16 protein-coding genes are annotated in these 15,349 nt (G+C 61.8%); 11 read left to right on the top strand and 5 right to left on the bottom strand.

Going from position 1 to position 15,349, the window contains the following annotated elements:
- Positions 1-33 precede the first annotated feature (33 nt).
- Positions 34-684 (bottom strand): haloacid dehalogenase type II, encoded by a 651-nt coding sequence (locus ACO06R_RS16725; protein ID WP_421859471.1) that lies wholly within the window; start codon positions 682-684, stop codon positions 34-36.
- Positions 685-824: 140 nt separating this feature from the next.
- On the opposite strand from ACO06R_RS16725, the gene ACO06R_RS16720 reads away from it, so the two are divergent.
- The 4 genes from ACO06R_RS16720 to ACO06R_RS16705 all read left to right on the top strand — a co-directional run bounded on the left by ACO06R_RS16720 (position 825) and on the right by ACO06R_RS16705 (position 5,133).
- Entirely contained in the window at positions 825-1,691 is an 867-nt protein-coding gene (locus ACO06R_RS16720; RefSeq protein ID WP_421852591.1) for a branched-chain amino acid aminotransferase, read from the top strand.
- A 116-nt stretch (positions 1,692-1,807) separates the two neighbouring features.
- The gene (locus ACO06R_RS16715) at positions 1,808-2,410 is read left to right on the top strand and encodes a superoxide dismutase (RefSeq protein ID WP_421852588.1); all 603 of its coding nucleotides are present in this window, start codon (positions 1,808-1,810) and stop codon (positions 2,408-2,410) included.
- A 209-nt stretch (positions 2,411-2,619) separates the two neighbouring features.
- Positions 2,620-3,666 (top strand): hypothetical protein, encoded by a 1,047-nt coding sequence (locus tag ACO06R_RS16710; protein WP_421852585.1) that lies wholly within the window; start codon positions 2,620-2,622, stop codon positions 3,664-3,666.
- 216 nt (positions 3,667-3,882) lie between these two features.
- Positions 3,883-5,133, top strand: coding sequence for a YceI family protein (locus ACO06R_RS16705; protein ID WP_421852582.1), 1,251 nt, complete (start codon positions 3,883-3,885; stop codon positions 5,131-5,133).
- A 67-nt stretch (positions 5,134-5,200) separates the two neighbouring features.
- On the opposite strand, the gene ACO06R_RS16700 is transcribed toward ACO06R_RS16705, so the two are convergent.
- The 3 genes from ACO06R_RS16700 to ACO06R_RS16690 form a co-directional block, all read right to left on the bottom strand.
- Entirely contained in the window at positions 5,201-5,791 is a 591-nt protein-coding gene (locus tag ACO06R_RS16700) for a YceI family protein (RefSeq protein ID WP_421852579.1), read from the bottom strand.
- Between the two features lie 209 nt (positions 5,792-6,000).
- The gene (locus tag ACO06R_RS16695) at positions 6,001-6,321 is read right to left on the bottom strand and encodes a metallophosphoesterase (RefSeq protein WP_421852576.1); all 321 of its coding nucleotides are present in this window, start codon (positions 6,319-6,321) and stop codon (positions 6,001-6,003) included.
- A gap of 76 nt (positions 6,322-6,397) precedes the next feature.
- Positions 6,398-8,524, bottom strand: coding sequence for a S9 family peptidase (locus ACO06R_RS16690; RefSeq protein WP_421852574.1), 2,127 nt, complete (start codon positions 8,522-8,524; stop codon positions 6,398-6,400).
- A 129-nt stretch (positions 8,525-8,653) separates the two neighbouring features.
- Here ACO06R_RS16690 and ACO06R_RS16685 point away from each other — a divergent pair, with 129 nt between their 5' ends.
- On the top strand, positions 8,654-9,016 hold the full coding sequence (locus ACO06R_RS16685) for an SH3 domain-containing protein (protein ID WP_421852571.1): 363 nt from the start codon (positions 8,654-8,656) through the stop codon (positions 9,014-9,016).
- 34 nt (positions 9,017-9,050) lie between these two features.
- Here ACO06R_RS16685 and msrB read toward each other — a convergent pair whose 3' ends face one another.
- A complete protein-coding gene (gene msrB / locus ACO06R_RS16680; protein ID WP_421852568.1) occupies positions 9,051-9,461 on the bottom strand; it encodes a peptide-methionine (R)-S-oxide reductase MsrB in 411 nt (136 codons plus the stop codon).
- A 263-nt stretch (positions 9,462-9,724) separates the two neighbouring features.
- Here msrB and ACO06R_RS16675 point away from each other — a divergent pair, with 263 nt between their 5' ends.
- Genes ACO06R_RS16675 through ACO06R_RS16650 form a run of 6 tightly spaced genes read left to right on the top strand, consistent with a single transcriptional unit; the run spans position 9,725 to position 15,348 of the window.
- Positions 9,725-12,055: a putative monovalent cation/H+ antiporter subunit A gene (locus tag ACO06R_RS16675; RefSeq protein WP_421852565.1), complete on the top strand. Its 2,331-nt coding sequence runs from the start codon at positions 9,725-9,727 to the stop codon at positions 12,053-12,055.
- A gap of 1 nt (position 12,056) precedes the next feature.
- Positions 12,057-12,476, top strand: a complete 420-nt coding sequence (locus tag ACO06R_RS16670; protein WP_421852562.1) for a Na+/H+ antiporter subunit B — start codon at positions 12,057-12,059, stop codon at positions 12,474-12,476.
- Positions 12,476-12,853, top strand: a complete 378-nt coding sequence (locus ACO06R_RS16665) for a Na+/H+ antiporter subunit C (RefSeq protein WP_421852559.1) — start codon at positions 12,476-12,478, stop codon at positions 12,851-12,853. The genes ACO06R_RS16670 and ACO06R_RS16665 overlap by 1 nt, the downstream gene beginning before the upstream one ends.
- A 19-nt stretch (positions 12,854-12,872) precedes the next feature.
- Positions 12,873-14,459 (top strand): Na+/H+ antiporter subunit D, encoded by a 1,587-nt coding sequence (locus tag ACO06R_RS16660; protein WP_421852556.1) that lies wholly within the window; start codon positions 12,873-12,875, stop codon positions 14,457-14,459.
- Complete coding sequence (locus ACO06R_RS16655; protein ID WP_421852553.1) at positions 14,456-14,929, top strand: Na+/H+ antiporter subunit E; 474 nt, start codon at positions 14,456-14,458, stop codon at positions 14,927-14,929. The genes ACO06R_RS16660 and ACO06R_RS16655 overlap by 4 nt, the downstream gene beginning before the upstream one ends.
- Positions 14,929-15,348 carry a cation:proton antiporter gene (locus ACO06R_RS16650; protein ID WP_421852550.1) on the top strand — a complete coding sequence of 140 codons (420 nt, stop codon included), beginning with the start codon at positions 14,929-14,931 and terminating at the stop codon, positions 15,346-15,348. The genes ACO06R_RS16655 and ACO06R_RS16650 overlap by 1 nt, the downstream gene beginning before the upstream one ends.
- Position 15,349 lies beyond the last annotated feature (1 nt).

Here is a 15,349-nt window from a genome sequence, read left to right as displayed (position 1 = left end):
ACTAAAATCTGGTCACATTTTCGCTAGCGGCCATCAAAGTGCCTCAAGATCGCCGATCACCCGATCCGGCGGATAGTTCTGGTACTCGTCCGGCTGGCCGGTCCGGTTCACCCAAACGGTTTCGAATCCGAACTTGTGCGCGCCTGCGATGTCCCAGCGATTAGACGACTGGAACGACACATCCCGGCTTTGCGCATCGAACGTGTCCAGCACCATCTGGTAGACCGGCGGCGATGTCTTGAACGTCTTGACCGCATCGACGGAAAGCACGGCGTCGAGCAGGTGCGATAGCCCGCCGGAATCGACCGCCGCCTGCAGCATGTCGGGCGAGCCGTTCGACAGGATCGCAGTGCGCGCGCCGTTCGCCCGCAGCCGCTCCAGCACGACCGGCACTTCCGTATAGCAGTCCAGCGTCCAGTAGGCTTCCAGCAATTGATCGCGACAGGCCGGATCGGCGCCCGGCACCGCGGCAAGCGCATAATCCAGCGCATACTCGGTCAGCTTCCAGAAATCGGAATAGGACCCCATCAGCGCGCGGATCCAGGAGTATTCGAGCTGCTTGGCGCGCCATATGTCTGATACGCGCTGACCGTCCGGGCCGATCGCGCCGGCATGTTTGCGCACGGCGGCGTGAACGTCGAACAACGTTCCGTAAGCATCGAAGACGAAGGTCTTCACGGTGATCCTCCTCCGCAGGTGCCGCGACATTGGGCAATGCCACCGGCATGGTCAAGGATTACGGAGGCCGACTTGTCTGCGCAAGGAGATTGACGCGCAGCGACAAATCCGGTTTGCCTGCTTGGCATAAATCGGAGTGAAATCGAATGACTGTTGATACGTCGGCCCAAACGACCACCTGGACCTTTGTCGATGGCGACTGGCACGAGGGAAATGTGCCGATCGTCGGCCCCCGCACCCATGCCATGTGGCTTGCCTCGTCGGTATTTGACGGCGCGCGCTGGTTCGAGGGCGTCGCGCCGGATCTCGACCGTCACTGCGAACGCGTCAACGCTTCGGCCGCCGCGATGGGCATGAAGGCGACGATGAGCGCCGAAGAGATTGCGGCCCTGACCATGGAAGGCGTCAAGAAGTTCGACGGCAACACCGCTATCTATATCCGGCCGATGTATTGGGCCGAGCATGGCGGCTATATGTCGGTTCCCGCCGATCCGGAATCGACAAGGTTCTGCCTCTGCCTCTACGAAGCGCCGATGATCCCGCCGCAGGGCTTCTCGGTGACCGTGTCGCGATTCCGCCGCCCGTCGGTGGAGGTGGCGCCGACCAACGCCAAAGCCGGATGCCTCTATCCCAACAGCGGGCGTGCGATCATGGAGGCCAAGAGCCGAGGCTTCGACAACTGCATCATGCTGGACATGCTCGGCAATGTCTCCGAAACAGCGGTTTCCAACATTTTCATGGTCAAGGACGGAGTGGCCTTCACGCCGGTGCCGAACGGCACGTTCCTTTCGGGTATCACGCGTGCCCGGACCATCGACCTGCTGCGCCAGTCCGGCATTGAGACCATCGAGAAGACCCTGTCTGTCGATGAGTTCCGCGATGCCGACGAAATCTTCTCGACCGGCAATCATTCCAAGGTGGTTCCGATCATCCAGCTCGATGATCGCGAGTTTCAGCCCGGCCCGGTCGCCGCGAAAGCGCGCGCCGCCTATTGGGATTGGGCGCATTCATGATCGCCGAATTCCGCGCTTTGCGGTTGCCGCATGGGCACGGGAATTCTATCTGGTTGCCGTAACCGCTTCGCGGCCGGCTGCAGGATTGGCAAAAGCTTTTTGAAAGGAGACACCCCATGGCATTCACGCTTCCCGACCTTCCTTACGACTACGAGGCGCTGGCGCCCTATATGTCGAAGGAGACGCTCGAGTTTCACCACGACAAGCATCACAAGGCCTATGTCGACAATGGCTCCAGGCTGGCTGCCGAAGCCGGCATGGACGGTCTGTCGCTCGAGGAAATCGTCACCCAGTCTTTCGGCAAGAATCCGGGTCTCTTCAACAATGCCGGCCAGCATTACAACCACATCCATTTCTGGAAGTGGATGAAGAATGGCGGCGGCGGCACCAGCCTGCCGGGCGCGCTCGCGTCGGCCATCGACAGCGATCTCGGCGGTTATGACAAATTCCGCGCCGACTTCATCAATGCCGGCGTCACCCAGTTCGGTTCCGGTTGGGCATGGCTCGCCGTCAAGGACGGCAAGCTGGAAATCATGAAGACCCCCAACGGCGAAAACCCGCTGGTGCACGGCGCATCGCCGATTCTCGGCGTCGATGTGTGGGAACACTCCTATTACATCGACTATCGCAATGCGCGCCCGAAATATCTCGAGGCATTCGTCGACAACCTGATCAACTGGGACTACGTCCTGGAGATGTACGAGGCGGCGACCGCCTGACGGTCCGGCTGCATCCTTGCACGATTGGAGTGCCGTTGCGGTTTTCGCTGCGGCATTCTCTTTTTGCCCCGCCAGCGTGCAGAGGCACGGTCGGGGCGGTGGATGAAATCTCCGCCATCTTTATGAGTTTATAAGTATTTTCAGAGGCTTGGCGAGCCGTTTTCACCGAATCTCTCCACCATATCGGGTCCTCCGCCACAATCCCCGCCATGGATTACGGTTCCGACGAATGGTTTGACCTGGAGATCGCGCAATACCGCGCCACGCTGTCGCGCATCGTTAAGACCCTGTGCATCAAGACCGGTCTGGATGTCGGCGGCGCCGACATGCTGCCGGAATGCATCTGGCGGGCGGTCCTGCGGGTGCTCTATCCCGCCGAAAGCGCGACACGGCGTCTGCTGGCGGTCGCGGCGCGCAACATCGCGGTCAAGCTGCACATCCGGCGGGCCAAACGCCGTCCGTTTGCCGGGATCGCGGCGGCAAAGGCCGATGCGTCCGACACTGCCGACACCGACACCGACGCCGATCTCGACCTGACCACGGTACCGGAGGACGCCACGCTCGATGTGCCGGCGTCGGTCGTGGCCTGCCTGATCGTGAAGGACAAAAGCCCAAGGCCGATGACCAACATCGTCTATCAGGGCAGGCAGGTGCCCGTCGGCCAGGCGCCCTGGGCATCAAAGCCGCAAGTCGCCAATGCCAGGCGGCCCCTTTCGCCGCAATTTGCCCTGTTCGATCCGCCGATCGACTATGCGGCGATCTTCGCCCCGCCGCGGCCGCGGCGCAAAGCCGTGCCGCGCATCACCTTTTTCGGCAGCGACGCGCCGCTGCCCATCGATCCGCCCAAGCAATCGCCGCCGGTCGACGGGCTCGGCCGCACCCTGATCAATGCCGCTCATGTCTGCCGGCGCGTCCGCGCATTGAAGGCCGCGCTCGACGATCTGCCGGGCCACGCCGTTCGCTTTGCGCGCAGGAAGGCCCGATTGATGGCGGAACCCAATCCGTGCGCGGTCGAGGACGTGCCGGGAAACGCACCGGTTCCGCATCCCGAACCGATCACAAAGATCCAGATCCCGCTGCGCATCGGTCATCCGCCGGGCCGGCGGCGACGATCCGAAATCCCCATCGACGATATCCTGAAGGAATGCGACGCGCTCGCGAGGCGGGCGCGTCGGGCCCCCGGCAACGGTGAGGAGCTTTCCGCCGAGCGGACGAGAAGCCAACGATTTGGCTTCTCGCGCGACGAACGCCCGTAGCCATAGCGAAGGGCCGAACGAGGCGCTTAAGGCCGGGGCAGAAAACCGCTCGCAAGGCAGACGCGGCAATGCTGAAGCGCGCCCACAATCACTGCGTAATGCGAGGCGACAATACGCGCCATCCTTCGCCTTTCATCGAACGGCGTGTTCATCTATTCGTCGTTGGACGGTGCCGGATGGCAGCTAATATGTCGGCGGATAATCGGAGAGCATCCCATGGCGTTGATGAACACCCGGCTTCGCTACGGCCGTGTCGCCCAGTTCCTTCACTGGGTGACCGCCCTGCTGATCCTCACCCTGATACCGCTGGGCGTCGTCATGGCGGAGCTGCCGATCGGCACCGGCGAGCAGGTGGCCCTGAAGGTCTGGCTCTATTCCCTGCACAAGACTCTTGGGGTCACTGTCCTGGCCGTCGCGGTGCTGCGTATCGTCTGGGCGGCAGTCAATCCGAAGCCGGTGCCGCTGCATCCTGAGCGGCGGCTCGAGACCTTTGCCGCCGAGACGGTTCACTGGATCCTCTATGCGGCCATCATCCTGACCCCGGTCACCGGATTGTTGCATCACGCTGCCAGTACCGGCTTCGCGCCCATCTGGTGGCCGTTTGGTCAGGACTTTCCGTTCGTGCCGAAAGATGAATTCCTGTCCGTCATTACCGGTTTCATGCACTGGGCGATCGCCATTGCGCTTGCCGTTTCGCTTGTCGGCCACATCGGCGGAGCCATGAAACATCTGGTTATCGACAAGGATCAGACACTGGCGCGCATGACCGGCGGCGAGGGTGTTCCTGTCTCGCTGCCCCAGGCCTATCCGGGCGGCCATACGCTATCCGTGGTCGCCGCCGTGATCTTCCTTTTTGGCGCGATTGCCGCCGGAATGCTGCTTGGATTTACCGAAGCCACAAAACATCAGTTCACGGCTTCCGATCCGTCTCCTGCGGCCGAGACGGCTTCGTCGGACGACGCGTGGTCGGTCGATCACGACGCCAGCACCCTCGGTATCCGCATCACGCAACTTGGTAGCCCGGTCGACGGCAGTTTCTCGTCATGGCGCGCCGACATCGTGTTCGACCCGGACAATCTTGCCGCCGCATCGGTGGAAGCGCGCATCGACACCGGGTCGCTGTCGGTCGGCACGGTATCGGCGCAGGCGGTCGGACCGGAGTTCCTCGACAGCGAGGCGTTTCCGCAGGCCGTTTTCGCCTCGACCGACTTCCGCGCGGCGGGCGAGGGGCTTTATGAAGCCCACGGCACGCTCACCCTTCACGGTGTGGATCAGCCTTTGGTGCTGCCGTTCGAACTGGATATCGAAAACGGCACGGCCAGCATGCGCGCCACGGTGACCTTGAACCGGATCGACTTCGACATCGGCGTGCCGGCGCATGCGACAGAAGAATCCGTCGGCTTCGCCGTCGACGTGAACATTGAAATTCTCGCGCGCAAGCCGGAGCCGGATTCCACCGGTTCCTGAATGCCCTGCATGAAAAAAGCCGCGCGGTCGGACCGCACGGCTTTCATTGGTTTGCTGTGACCGGAACTTATTCGGCGGGCTGCGCTTCGACCGAAATCATCAGCTCGACCTCGTCGCTGACGAACGGCGCGAACTGGCCCATGTCCCATTCCGAGCGCACGATGGTCGCCGTCGCGCTGAAACCGGCCCAGGGTTTCTTGGCCATCGGGTGTTCGCCCGAATTGTTCAGCGTTGCCGCCAGCACGACCGGCTTGGTGACGCCGTTCATGGTCAGGTCGCCGGTGATGTTGCCGGTGTTCTCGCCCGTCACTTCCACCGCGGTGGACTTGAACGTGATGGTCGGCGCGGCGTCCTTGTCGAAGAAGTCGGGCGACAGGAAATGCTGGTTGCGCTGTGCCCAGCCGGTGATCAGCGACTCGGTCGGAATCTCCACCGAAACGGAACCGGCTGCCGGGTCTGCCGGATCGAAGCTGATATTGCCGGTAAAGCCGGAGAACATGCCGTAGGTCGTCGAATAACCGAGGTGGTTATAGGAAAAGACGATCTGGCTGTGGCTGGAATCGAGCACCCATTCGGCGGCCGAAGCTGCGGTCAGGGATGCCGAAGAAATGCCGGCCGCAAGGGCAACTGCGGCGACGGATGCGAGAATGCGTTTCATGGGGACGCTCCGATTTTGGAAAGTTGTATCAGGAAACCTGGAGGTAACGCGTGCAAAAATAGGGGAGGCGGCGGTGAGCACAATGGGTATTGCCGAAACGCTGTGTTTGCTCTCGCTGAACAAAGCCGCGCCCACCGTCGTGTTCGCGTAGACGGCGCGGCAGGACCGCGCCAGGGGCACGATCCCGGTTGCGAGCCGGTCGGCGCGGTTCAGCCCTTGTAGCGGCAGCGCGCCTGCGAAACCCCGGCGTCGTATTTCGACTGCATCGTGTAGAGCCAGTTGTCGCAGGCCTTGTGGGTCGCAAAGCAGCGCTGGGTATGGAACTGGCGCACTGCGTCGGTGAAGTTGAAGCGCGATTCCTCGTAGCCGAGGAACGAGCCGACAAACACGCCCTTCGGCGCGGTGGGATAGCTGCAGCGTTCACCCGCCTTGATGCTGGTCAGCGTGCGGGCATAGGCGTCTTCCGAAGGGAACGCGACGAACAGCATCGGCGCTGCGGTCGCAAGGGCCAGGACAGATCGTAGCAACATGGGTTCGCTCCTGTTTTCCAGGCGCAATTGTGCGCGAACAAAGAGACAAGGCTGTGGCATCGGTCACATCAGCCGTTCACATTTGCGTTTGCGCCTTTCCCGCGACCTTGAGGGCGAAGGCGTAGCCAAAGGCGATTTCCTCGAGCCGCGTGAACCGCCCGGAGGCGCCGCCATGACCGGAGTCCATGTTGGTCTTGAGCATCACCGGATTGTCGTCGGTCTTCAAATCGCGCAGCTTGGCGATCCACTTCGCCGGTTCCCAATAGGTGACCCGCGGGTCGGTCAGTCCGGCGATCGCGAGGATCGGCGGATAGGCTTGCGCGCTCACATTGTCATAGGGTGAGTAGGCGGCGATCGTTGCGTAGTCTTCGGCAGAAGCGATCGGATTGCCCCATTCCGGCCATTCCGGCGGCGTCAGCGGCAGCGTGTCGTCGAGCATCGTGTTGAGCACGTCGACGAAGGCGACCTCGGCGATAATGCCGCCGAAGGCATCGGGCGCCATGTTGGCGATGGCGCCCATCAGCATGCCGCCCGCCGAGCCGCCCTGCGCGACGATGCGGTCGGGCGCCGAGAAACCGTTGTCGGCAAGATGGCGCGCCACGGCGACGAAATCCTTGAAGGTGTTTTGTTTGGCCGCGCGCTTGCCGTCCTCGTACCACGCAAAGCCCTTGTCCTTGCCGCCGCGCACATGCGCGATCGCGTAGACGAAACCCCGGTCGGCCAGCGACAGGCAGTTGGTGTTGAAAGAGGCGGGGATTGCAATCCCGTAGGATCCGTAGCCGTAGAGCAGGCAGGGTGCGGTGCCGTCCAGCGGCGTATCCTTGCGATAAAGCAGCGAAACCGGAACTTCCGCGCCATCGTGCGAGCCGACGGCAATCCGCCTCGTGACATAGTTTTCCGGATCGTGGCCGGACGGCACCTCCTGCGTCTTTCGCAGTGTCCGCTCGCGGGTCTTCATGTTGTAGTCGAAGACCTGCGACGGGGTGGTCATCGACGAATACGAGAAGCGGATAACGTCGGTGTCGTATTCGAATGAGCCCATGAGGCCGAGCGAATACGCCTCTTCCTCGAAGGCGATGGCGTGTTCATCGCCGCTGACACGGTCCCGGACGACGATGCGCGGCAGGCCGTTTTCCCGTTCGAGCCAGACGAGGTAACCGCTGTAACCTTGGTGGCTGATGATCAGCCGGCCAGGTTCGTGCGCGACGACCTCGGTCCAGTTTTCCTTTTGCGGCGCATCAACGGGCGCCTGCATGATCTTGAAGTCCTTGGCGCCATCGGCGTTCGTCAGGACGAAGAACACGTCGCCGCCTTCTTCCAGGTCGTATTCGACACCGGTTTGCCGCGGCTCCACCAGCACCGGTTCGCCGAGTGGTTCGTCAGCGCGTATCAAGCGGTATTCCGATGTCTCGTGATCGTGGATGCTGATCATCACGAAATCGCGCAGCCGGCTGCCGCCGACGCCCATGAAGAAGCCTGGGTCGGCTTCCTCGAACACCAGCCGGTCCTGCGACTGGTCGGTGCCGAGCCGATGGTAGTAGAGTTTCGACGGACGGTGATTGCTGTCCAATTTGGAATAGAAGAAGCCCGCGCAGGCCGCATCCCAGACACCGCTGCCACCGCTGTCAGCGATACGGTCGTCAAGATCGGCGAGCGTCTCGGTATCGCGCACCCGCAGTTCGAAGAACTCCGAACCCTTGTCGTCGAAACCCCACAAAAGCTTGCGGTGGTCGGGAGCATGGCCGGCCGAGGCAATGCGGAAATAGCCCTTGCCCTCGGCTTCCTTGTCGCCGTCGAGCAGCGTCACCCGGTCGTCGCCCTCGGTCTTGTCGCGCGGCATCCGCTGAAACAGCGGTTGCTGCCCGCCCTTGCGGTAGGACGAAGCATAGGCCCACGGGCCATCGGGCGCGGGTACGCTGGAATCGTCTTCCTTGATGCGCCCCTTCATCTCGTCGAACAGGACTTTCTGCAAATCTGTCGTGTCGGCCATCAGGGTGTCCTGATAGGCGTTCTCCGCTTCCAGATGCTCGCGGATCGCGCCGTCCAGCACGGACGTATCCTTGAACACCTCCTGCCAGTTGCCGGCACGCAGCCACGCATAATCGTCGGTCCGGGTGATCCCGTGCCGCGTATCGGTCTGCGGGCGTTTTTCAGCGCGCGGCGCGGACGCATGGGCAGATGATGGCTCGAAGGGACGGGACATGGGGCCTCCGGTGTGCGGTTCGGCACGGCTTGAACGGGAGATGAATGCCAAACACAGGGGCAGTTCAGCATCGCGACGCTATGGCAGATGTATCGATCGCGAACCAGACTTCAAGTGAAGGAAAAAACAATGAAGAAAACGCTCGTAACGCTGATGGCGGCCGCCGCCGTCACGCTGTCCGTCGCATCCGGCGCTGGCGCATCCGCGTTCACCGCCTGGTCGGTGACCGACGTGCCGTGGGGCGACACGCTCAACGTCCGCAAATACCCGGCGAGCTATTCGCAGAAGCAGAATGCCTATCCCAACGATGCGGTGCTTTCCATGACCGGGCGCTGCAAGGGTGGCCTCAGCCTGTTCGATATCGCGCATCTGCCGGATTGGCAGCAGCGCCAGATCGTGCGCTACAAATGGTGCGAAATCTGGCACAGCCCGGCCCAGAACGGCCAATATGTATCCGGCTGGGTTTACATGAAATACATGCGGCCGCTCTGAGGGCGGTCGCCGGTTCGGCGGGGCCGTTCCAGCTTTAGCCGTCCGGTTCGAAATTCATGGCGGTGCCGTTCATGCAGTAGCGCAGGCCGGTCGGCTGCGGCCCGTCCTCGAAGACGTGGCCGAGATGCGCATCGCAATCGGCGCAGCGGATCTCGGTGCGCACCATGAAAAAGGAACGGTCACGATGTTCGCTGACGGCTTCTGCCTCGACAGGCGCAAAGAAGCTTGGCCACCCGGTTCCGGAATCGAACTTCGTTTCCGAGCGAAACAGTGGCTTGCCACAGCACACGCAACTGTAAAGGCCATGGTCCTTGGTGTCCCAGTTAGGTCCCGTGAAGGCGCGTTCGGTGCCGTGTTTGCGCGTGACATGGAATTGTTCCGGCGTAAGCTGCTGACGCCATTCCGCTTCTGATTTCTGAACTTTCACGGTTTTGAGCTCTGACATTGATTACCTCGCCGGGCGACAGATAGTTCGCCGCAATTCCAACGACAAGCCAACAGCGCGGTAACGCCTGGCGGCTCTTCGCTTGCTTGTTTCGGAGAAACGGCATTAAAACCCTGTTAGCGTTCGAAAAACCGTCGCGAGCCCTCTTGTGCTTTTGCTGGTGTCGACCTAGTTCCGGTGGACATGTTAAATGGTGGTTTCAGCGCGAATGCTGCGGGTAATCCCGCTTCCCGCAACGCGGGTTCGGAGGCGTAAGTCAAGAAATGACATTCTACGCCCTTTTCCTGCCTTTCGTAGCGGCGCTGTTCGCGCCCGCGTTGACCCGGAAGTTGGGGCACAATGCTGCTTGGATATTGGCGCTTGTCCCTGCCGCGCTGTTTTTCCACTTCCTCGGATTTGCCGACGGTGTTGCCGAAGGCCGGCGATTTACCGGCGGCGTTCAATGGGTTCCGTCCTTCAATGTCAATTTCTCGTGGCTGATTGACGGACTGTCACTCACTTTTGCGCTGCTGATCACCGGCATTGGCGCATTGATCGTGCTGTACTCGGGTGGATATCTGAAAGGCCATCGCCATCAGGGGCGGTTTTTTGCGTTCATCTTGATGTTCATGGGCGCCATGCAGGGGCTGGTCCTCTCGGACTCGTTCCTGATGCTGTTCGTGTTCTGGGAACTGACGTCGATCACCTCCTTTCTGCTGATCGGTTTCAATCACGCCGCCGAACGCTCGCGCCGCTCGGCCATCCAGGCCCTTGTGATTACCGGGATGGGCGGATTGTCGTTGTTGGCCGGCCTGCTGATCATCTGGAACATCACCGGCGTCAGCGAATTGTCGCTGCTTCTGTCGACGGGCGACCTGCTGCGCGATAGCCCGTTCTTCCTGCTGGCGCTGCTGCTGGTGCTGGGCGGCTGCTTCACCAAGTCGGCGCAGTTCCCGTTCCATTTCTGGCTGCCGAACGCCATGGAAGCGCCAACCCCGGTGTCGGCCTACCTGCATTCTGCAACGATGGTGAAGGCGGGCGTCTACCTGCTTATGCGCCTGAACCCCGTCATGGGCGAGACGGCGCCCTGGGAAACCATCCTGCCGGTCTTCGGCGGCGTGACTCTGATCGCCGGCACGCTGCTGGCCGTGCGCCAGACCGATCTGAAGCTGATGCTGGCCTACACCACCATGGCGTCGCTCGGCCTGCTGGTCATGCTCACTGGTTTCGGATCGGAAAAAGCCATTCAGGGTGCCGTTCTCTATCTCGTTGCGCATTCGATGTTCAAAGGCTGCCTGTTCATGGTGGCAGGCAATGTCGACCACGAGGCCGGCACCCGCGATATCACCAAGCTTGGGGGTCTCTCGCGGGCGATGCCGGTCACATTCGCCGCCGCGATCCTGGCCGCGCTTTCGATGGGCGGCCTGCCGCCGTTCTTCGGCTTCCTGGCCAAGGAGGAAATGTACTACGGATTGGCGGCGACCGATCTGCGGTCGCTCGTCTACACCGCAGTCGCTGTTGCCGGGAACGCGCTGATGTTCGTCGTCGGCTTCGCGGTCGCGATCAAGCCGTTTCTCGGACCGAAGGTTGAAACCCCGAAAGCGGCGCATGAAGGTCCGGCGTTGCTGCTGGCCGGTCCGGTGCTGCTTGCCGCTGCCGGTATGGTCTCGGCATTGTTGTCGACGCGGTTTCATGAGTTCGTGTCGAACCCGATGGCCGCAGCCGTTTCAGGCAGCGAAGCCGACATCACGATCTCGGTGATACCGCATCCTGGTATCGCGCTCTATCTGTCGCTGGTCACAATCGCCATCGGCGTCTTGCTCTACCGGTCGCTCGGCGGGCTCCGCGCCGGCGTGGCCCGGTTGCTGGAAGCGATCGGCTGGGGACCGGACAAGGGGTTCGATCAGGCAATCGCCGGTATCGTCCGCTTGTCGGTGGCCGTTACCAAAGTTCTCCAGAATGGTCGCATGGAGATCTACATCATCGCGACATTCGTATTCCTGATCGTCGCGATCCTGGTGCCTATGGGCGCTGCGAACGAATGGCCGGGCGCGCCGGAATTCCCGCGCCTCTATTTCTACGAGTGGGTCATTTTCGCGATCGCCGCCATTGGGGCCCTTGCGGTCGTCAGCTCCAGGAACCGCATCACCGCGATCGTTTCGCTTGGCATCCAGGGTTTCGCCGTCGCGTTGATATTCATCCTTTACGGCGCGCCCGACCTGTCATTTACGCAGTTCATGGTGGAAACGCTTTCGGTGGTTATCCTGGCGCTCGCCATGACCCGCTTGCGGCTTTCGCCGCTCGACCATCGGCCGCTCAGGCAGATCGTCGTCGATGGCACCGTGGCGATCACCGCGGGTGTGTCGCTCACGCTGGTGCTGCTGGCTGTCCTGGCGACCGATTTCGATGCGCGGCTGACAGAGTTCTTCAACACCTATTCGGTGCAGATCGCGCACGGACGCAACATCGTCAACGTCATTCTGGTCGACTTCCGCGGCATCGATACATTCGGTGAAATCGGTGTTGTCATGGTGTCGGGCTTGGCCATCCTGGCCCTGATCAGGATACTGCCGAAACGCCTTTCGGTTTCGGCCGGCGCGGGCAAGGGGAACTAGCATGCGGACACTGATCTTCCGGACGGTCGCACCCTACCTGTCGAGCCTGATGCTGCTGTTTTCGATCTTCGTGCTGCTGCGCGGACACAACGAACCCGGCGGCGGTTTCATCGGCGGGCTGATCGCTGCTTCTGCGCTCGCCATCTACGGCATCGCCTATGGCGTTTCGCCGGTGCGCCGGGCCATCCGCTTTCATCCGATGGCGCTTTCCGGTTTCGGCCTGTTCATCGCCGCGATCGCCGGCGTGCTTTCGATCTTCGCCGGCGTGCCGTTCATGACCGGCCTCTGGGTTTATCCGGTCATCTTCGGAGAGGTCGTGGCGCTATCCACGCCGCTGCTGTTCGACATCGGTGTCTACTTTGTCGTGTTTGGATCGCTCGCCTCGACCGCGCTTGCGCTTGAGGAAAGGGAGCGCGACTGATGGAGACCGCCGTTGCGATCCTGACCGGGGTACTTTTCACCGTTTCGTTCTACATGATGCTGTCGCGGCACATCATCCGGATACTACTCGGCGTCGCGATCCTGAGCAACGCGGTCAATCTGACGATCTTTGCGAGCGGCCGTCTCACCCGCCAGGTCCCGCCCTTCGTTCCCGAGGGTGCGGCGACACCGCTGGAGGCAATCGCCAATCCGTTGCCGCAAGCACTGGTGCTGACCGCGATCGTGATCGCCTTCTCGTTCTTTGCGTTCCTGCTGGTTCTCGTGTTTCGCAGCTACCAGGAGCTTGGCACCGACGACACCGACGAAATGCGCGAAGCCGAACCGGCCGACGAGGCGTCGCCGCCTCTTGGTTATTGAAAGCGCGGATACAGGGTAGATGGCCGGTAAAGCGACATATGACGTAAACCTGTCCGATGCGATGGTAATCGAACCGCCGTTGCCAGCGGACTGGTTCGTGGTTGCGCCGCTGGTGTTCGGCTTCATTTTCGGCGCGTTGTGCCTGATGACGCGCAAGAACACGGACCGGCAGCCCTATATCGCGATAACCGGGCTGGTCCTGATGCTCGTGGCCGATATCGGCCTGTTCTGGCATGTGTTGAACAACGGGACTGTCGTGATGACGATGGGGCGCTGGTTGCCGCCCTTCGGGATCACCTTTGCCGCCGATCTGCTTGGAGCGTCATTTGCGCTGCTGGCCGGGATCATCGGTCTGGCTGGCGGGGTTTTCGCGCTCCGCGACGTCGACCGCAGCGAGCGTCGCTACGGTTTCTATCCCTTCCTGCTCATGATGATGAGCGGCGTCACCGCTGCGTTTCTGACCGGTGACATCTTCAATCTCTATGTCTGGTTCGAAGTGCTGCTGATCTCGTCCTTCGGGCTGCTGGTCTTGGGTTCGCAACGCATTCAGCTCGACGGCGCGACGAAATACGCGTTCCTCAACCTTGTCGCGACGACCCTGTTCCTGCTGGGTGTCGCCTATCTCTACGGTATGATCGGCACGCTGAACATGGCCGATATCGCAAGGTCGATCGGCGAGGTTCGCGGATCGGGACCGGTCTTTACCGTCGCCGCACTGCTGCTGTTCGCCTTTGCCATGAAAGCCGCAGCCTTCCCGCTGAACTTCTGGTTGCCGGCGTCCTACCACACGCCGCGCATCGTCGTGTCGGGGCTGTTTGCCGGCCTTTTGACCAAGGTCGGCGTCTACGCGCTGCTGCGGATCTTCCTTACGTTGTTTCCGGCAGAGCGTGACATCCTTGCCGGGACGATCGCCGTGATCGCGGTGGCGACCATGGTGCTCGGTGCGCTTGGCGCGCTCGCCCAGAACGACATCCGCCGTACGCTCGGTTTCCTTGTGATCTCCGGCATCGGTTCGATGCTTGCCGGACTGGCGCTGGGAAGCGCGACCGGCCTGTCCGGTGCGATGTTCTATGCGCTGCATTCGATGGTTGTCATGACCGCCCTGTATTTCCTGATGGGGATTGTCGGCATGCAGATGCGCGGTTTCGGGCTTCGTGAAGCAGGCGGATTGTACACGCAGGCGCCGTGGCTCGCGGCGATTGCGCTGGTGCTGTTCCTCTCGGTTTCCGGGCTGCCGCCCTTCTCCGGGGTCTGGCCGAAGGCCTATCTCGTCAAGGCGTCTCTGGATGTCGGAGCGTGGTGGCTGGCCTTCGCCATTCTCCTGACCGGATTGCTAACGACAATCGCAGTCGGGCGCATGTTTGCGCTGGCTTTCTGGCGCGAGCGCGCCGAACAAGCCGAACCCGCTGCCCGGCCCGCCGGATCAATGGTCGGTGCCTTGGTCGCGCTGACATTCTTGACGGTTGTCGCCGGGGTGTATCCGGAGCCGGTAATTGCGGTCACGGACCGGATCGCGGCAGAGTTGCTCGCGCCGTCCGGCTATATTGATGCAGTGTTTCCAGCAGCCGAAGGCGCGACTGACGCGGAGGTGAAAACGCAGCAATGAACCTCTACCTCGTAAACATCCTCATGGCGCTCGCCTGGGCGGCGGTCACCGGCTCGTTCGAAGTGATCAACCTGTTGTTCGGATTTGCGCTGGGCGCCGTCGCGCTGTCGCTGATCCGCGAGCAGGTCGGATCGGTCGGGTACTTCTCGCGTGCCCGCCGGGTCGTCGCGCTGATGGGGCTGTTCGTCTATGAGCTGGTGCTCTCGGCGGTGCGTGTTGCGCTGTTGGTCCTCAATCCACGCATGGACTTGAAACCCGGCATTCTGGCTTACCCGCTCAAGGTCGACCGCGATCTTGAGATCACGTTCCTGGCCAATCTGATCACCCTTACGCCGGGCACGCTGTCGGTCGACGTGTCCGACGACCGCCAGTATCTGTTCGTTCACGCCCTCGACTGTTCGGACCCCGAAAAGACCCGCGAAGACATCGCCGACGGTTTTGAGCGCAAGATCCTGGAGGCCTTTCGCTGATGGTCTTTGACAGTTTCTTGGACCTGGCGATCCGGCTGGCGCTGGCCATGCTGTCGATGTCGTTTCTGATCACGGTCATCAGGGTGATCCGGGGTCCAACGCTCCCGGACCGGATTCTCGCCCTCGACATGCTGGTTGCCGTGGCGATCGGGTTTATCGCCGTGATCGGGATCATGACCGGCTACAAGCTTTATCTGGACATCGCGATCGCGTTGGGGCTTGTCGGCTTTCTTGCAACCGTTGCGTTCGCCCGATTTGTCATGTCGCGCGGCGCCATCGAGGCGTCTGGCGATGATCAATCCGGAGCAACTGTCCCGGCCGGTGCTGGTGCCGGCGACGGTAAATCGGCGTCGGTCGCCGATTCGTCACCATCATATGCTTCCCAAGCGGAAGAAAAAATCGGCCGCACTGAGGTGTAGA

Origin of the sequence: Oricola sp. (assembly GCF_965230365.1) — a bacterium.
Taxonomy (GTDB): domain Bacteria; phylum Pseudomonadota; class Alphaproteobacteria; order Rhizobiales; family Rhizobiaceae; genus Oricola.
This window is presented reverse-complemented; position numbering and strand designations above follow the sequence as displayed.

What these genes read in the sequence shown, in the direction of transcription:
- ACO06R_RS16720 (WP_421852591.1), top strand. Translation starts at nt 825, where the DNA reads ATGACTGTTGATACGTCGGCCCAAACGACCACCTGGACCTTTGTCGAT.
- ACO06R_RS16715 (WP_421852588.1), top strand. Translation starts at nt 1,808, where the DNA reads ATGGCATTCACGCTTCCCGACCTTCCTTACGACTACGAGGCGCTGGCG.
- ACO06R_RS16710 (WP_421852585.1), top strand. Translation starts at nt 2,620, where the DNA reads ATGGATTACGGTTCCGACGAATGGTTTGACCTGGAGATCGCGCAATAC.
- ACO06R_RS16705 (WP_421852582.1), top strand. Translation starts at nt 3,883, where the DNA reads ATGGCGTTGATGAACACCCGGCTTCGCTACGGCCGTGTCGCCCAGTTC.
- ACO06R_RS16700 (WP_421852579.1), bottom strand. Translation starts at nt 5,791, where the DNA reads ATGAAACGCATTCTCGCATCCGTCGCCGCAGTTGCCCTTGCGGCCGGC.
- ACO06R_RS16695 (WP_421852576.1), bottom strand. Translation starts at nt 6,321, where the DNA reads ATGTTGCTACGATCTGTCCTGGCCCTTGCGACCGCAGCGCCGATGCTG.
- ACO06R_RS16690 (WP_421852574.1), bottom strand. Translation starts at nt 8,524, where the DNA reads ATGTCCCGTCCCTTCGAGCCATCATCTGCCCATGCGTCCGCGCCGCGC.
- ACO06R_RS16685 (WP_421852571.1), top strand. Translation starts at nt 8,654, where the DNA reads ATGAAGAAAACGCTCGTAACGCTGATGGCGGCCGCCGCCGTCACGCTG.
- msrB (WP_421852568.1), bottom strand. Translation starts at nt 9,461, where the DNA reads ATGTCAGAGCTCAAAACCGTGAAAGTTCAGAAATCAGAAGCGGAATGG.
- ACO06R_RS16675 (WP_421852565.1), top strand. Translation starts at nt 9,725, where the DNA reads ATGACATTCTACGCCCTTTTCCTGCCTTTCGTAGCGGCGCTGTTCGCG.
- ACO06R_RS16670 (WP_421852562.1), top strand. Translation starts at nt 12,057, where the DNA reads ATGCGGACACTGATCTTCCGGACGGTCGCACCCTACCTGTCGAGCCTG.
- ACO06R_RS16665 (WP_421852559.1), top strand. Translation starts at nt 12,476, where the DNA reads ATGGAGACCGCCGTTGCGATCCTGACCGGGGTACTTTTCACCGTTTCG.
- ACO06R_RS16660 (WP_421852556.1), top strand. Translation starts at nt 12,873, where the DNA reads ATGGCCGGTAAAGCGACATATGACGTAAACCTGTCCGATGCGATGGTA.
- ACO06R_RS16655 (WP_421852553.1), top strand. Translation starts at nt 14,456, where the DNA reads ATGAACCTCTACCTCGTAAACATCCTCATGGCGCTCGCCTGGGCGGCG.
- ACO06R_RS16650 (WP_421852550.1), top strand. Translation starts at nt 14,929, where the DNA reads ATGGTCTTTGACAGTTTCTTGGACCTGGCGATCCGGCTGGCGCTGGCC.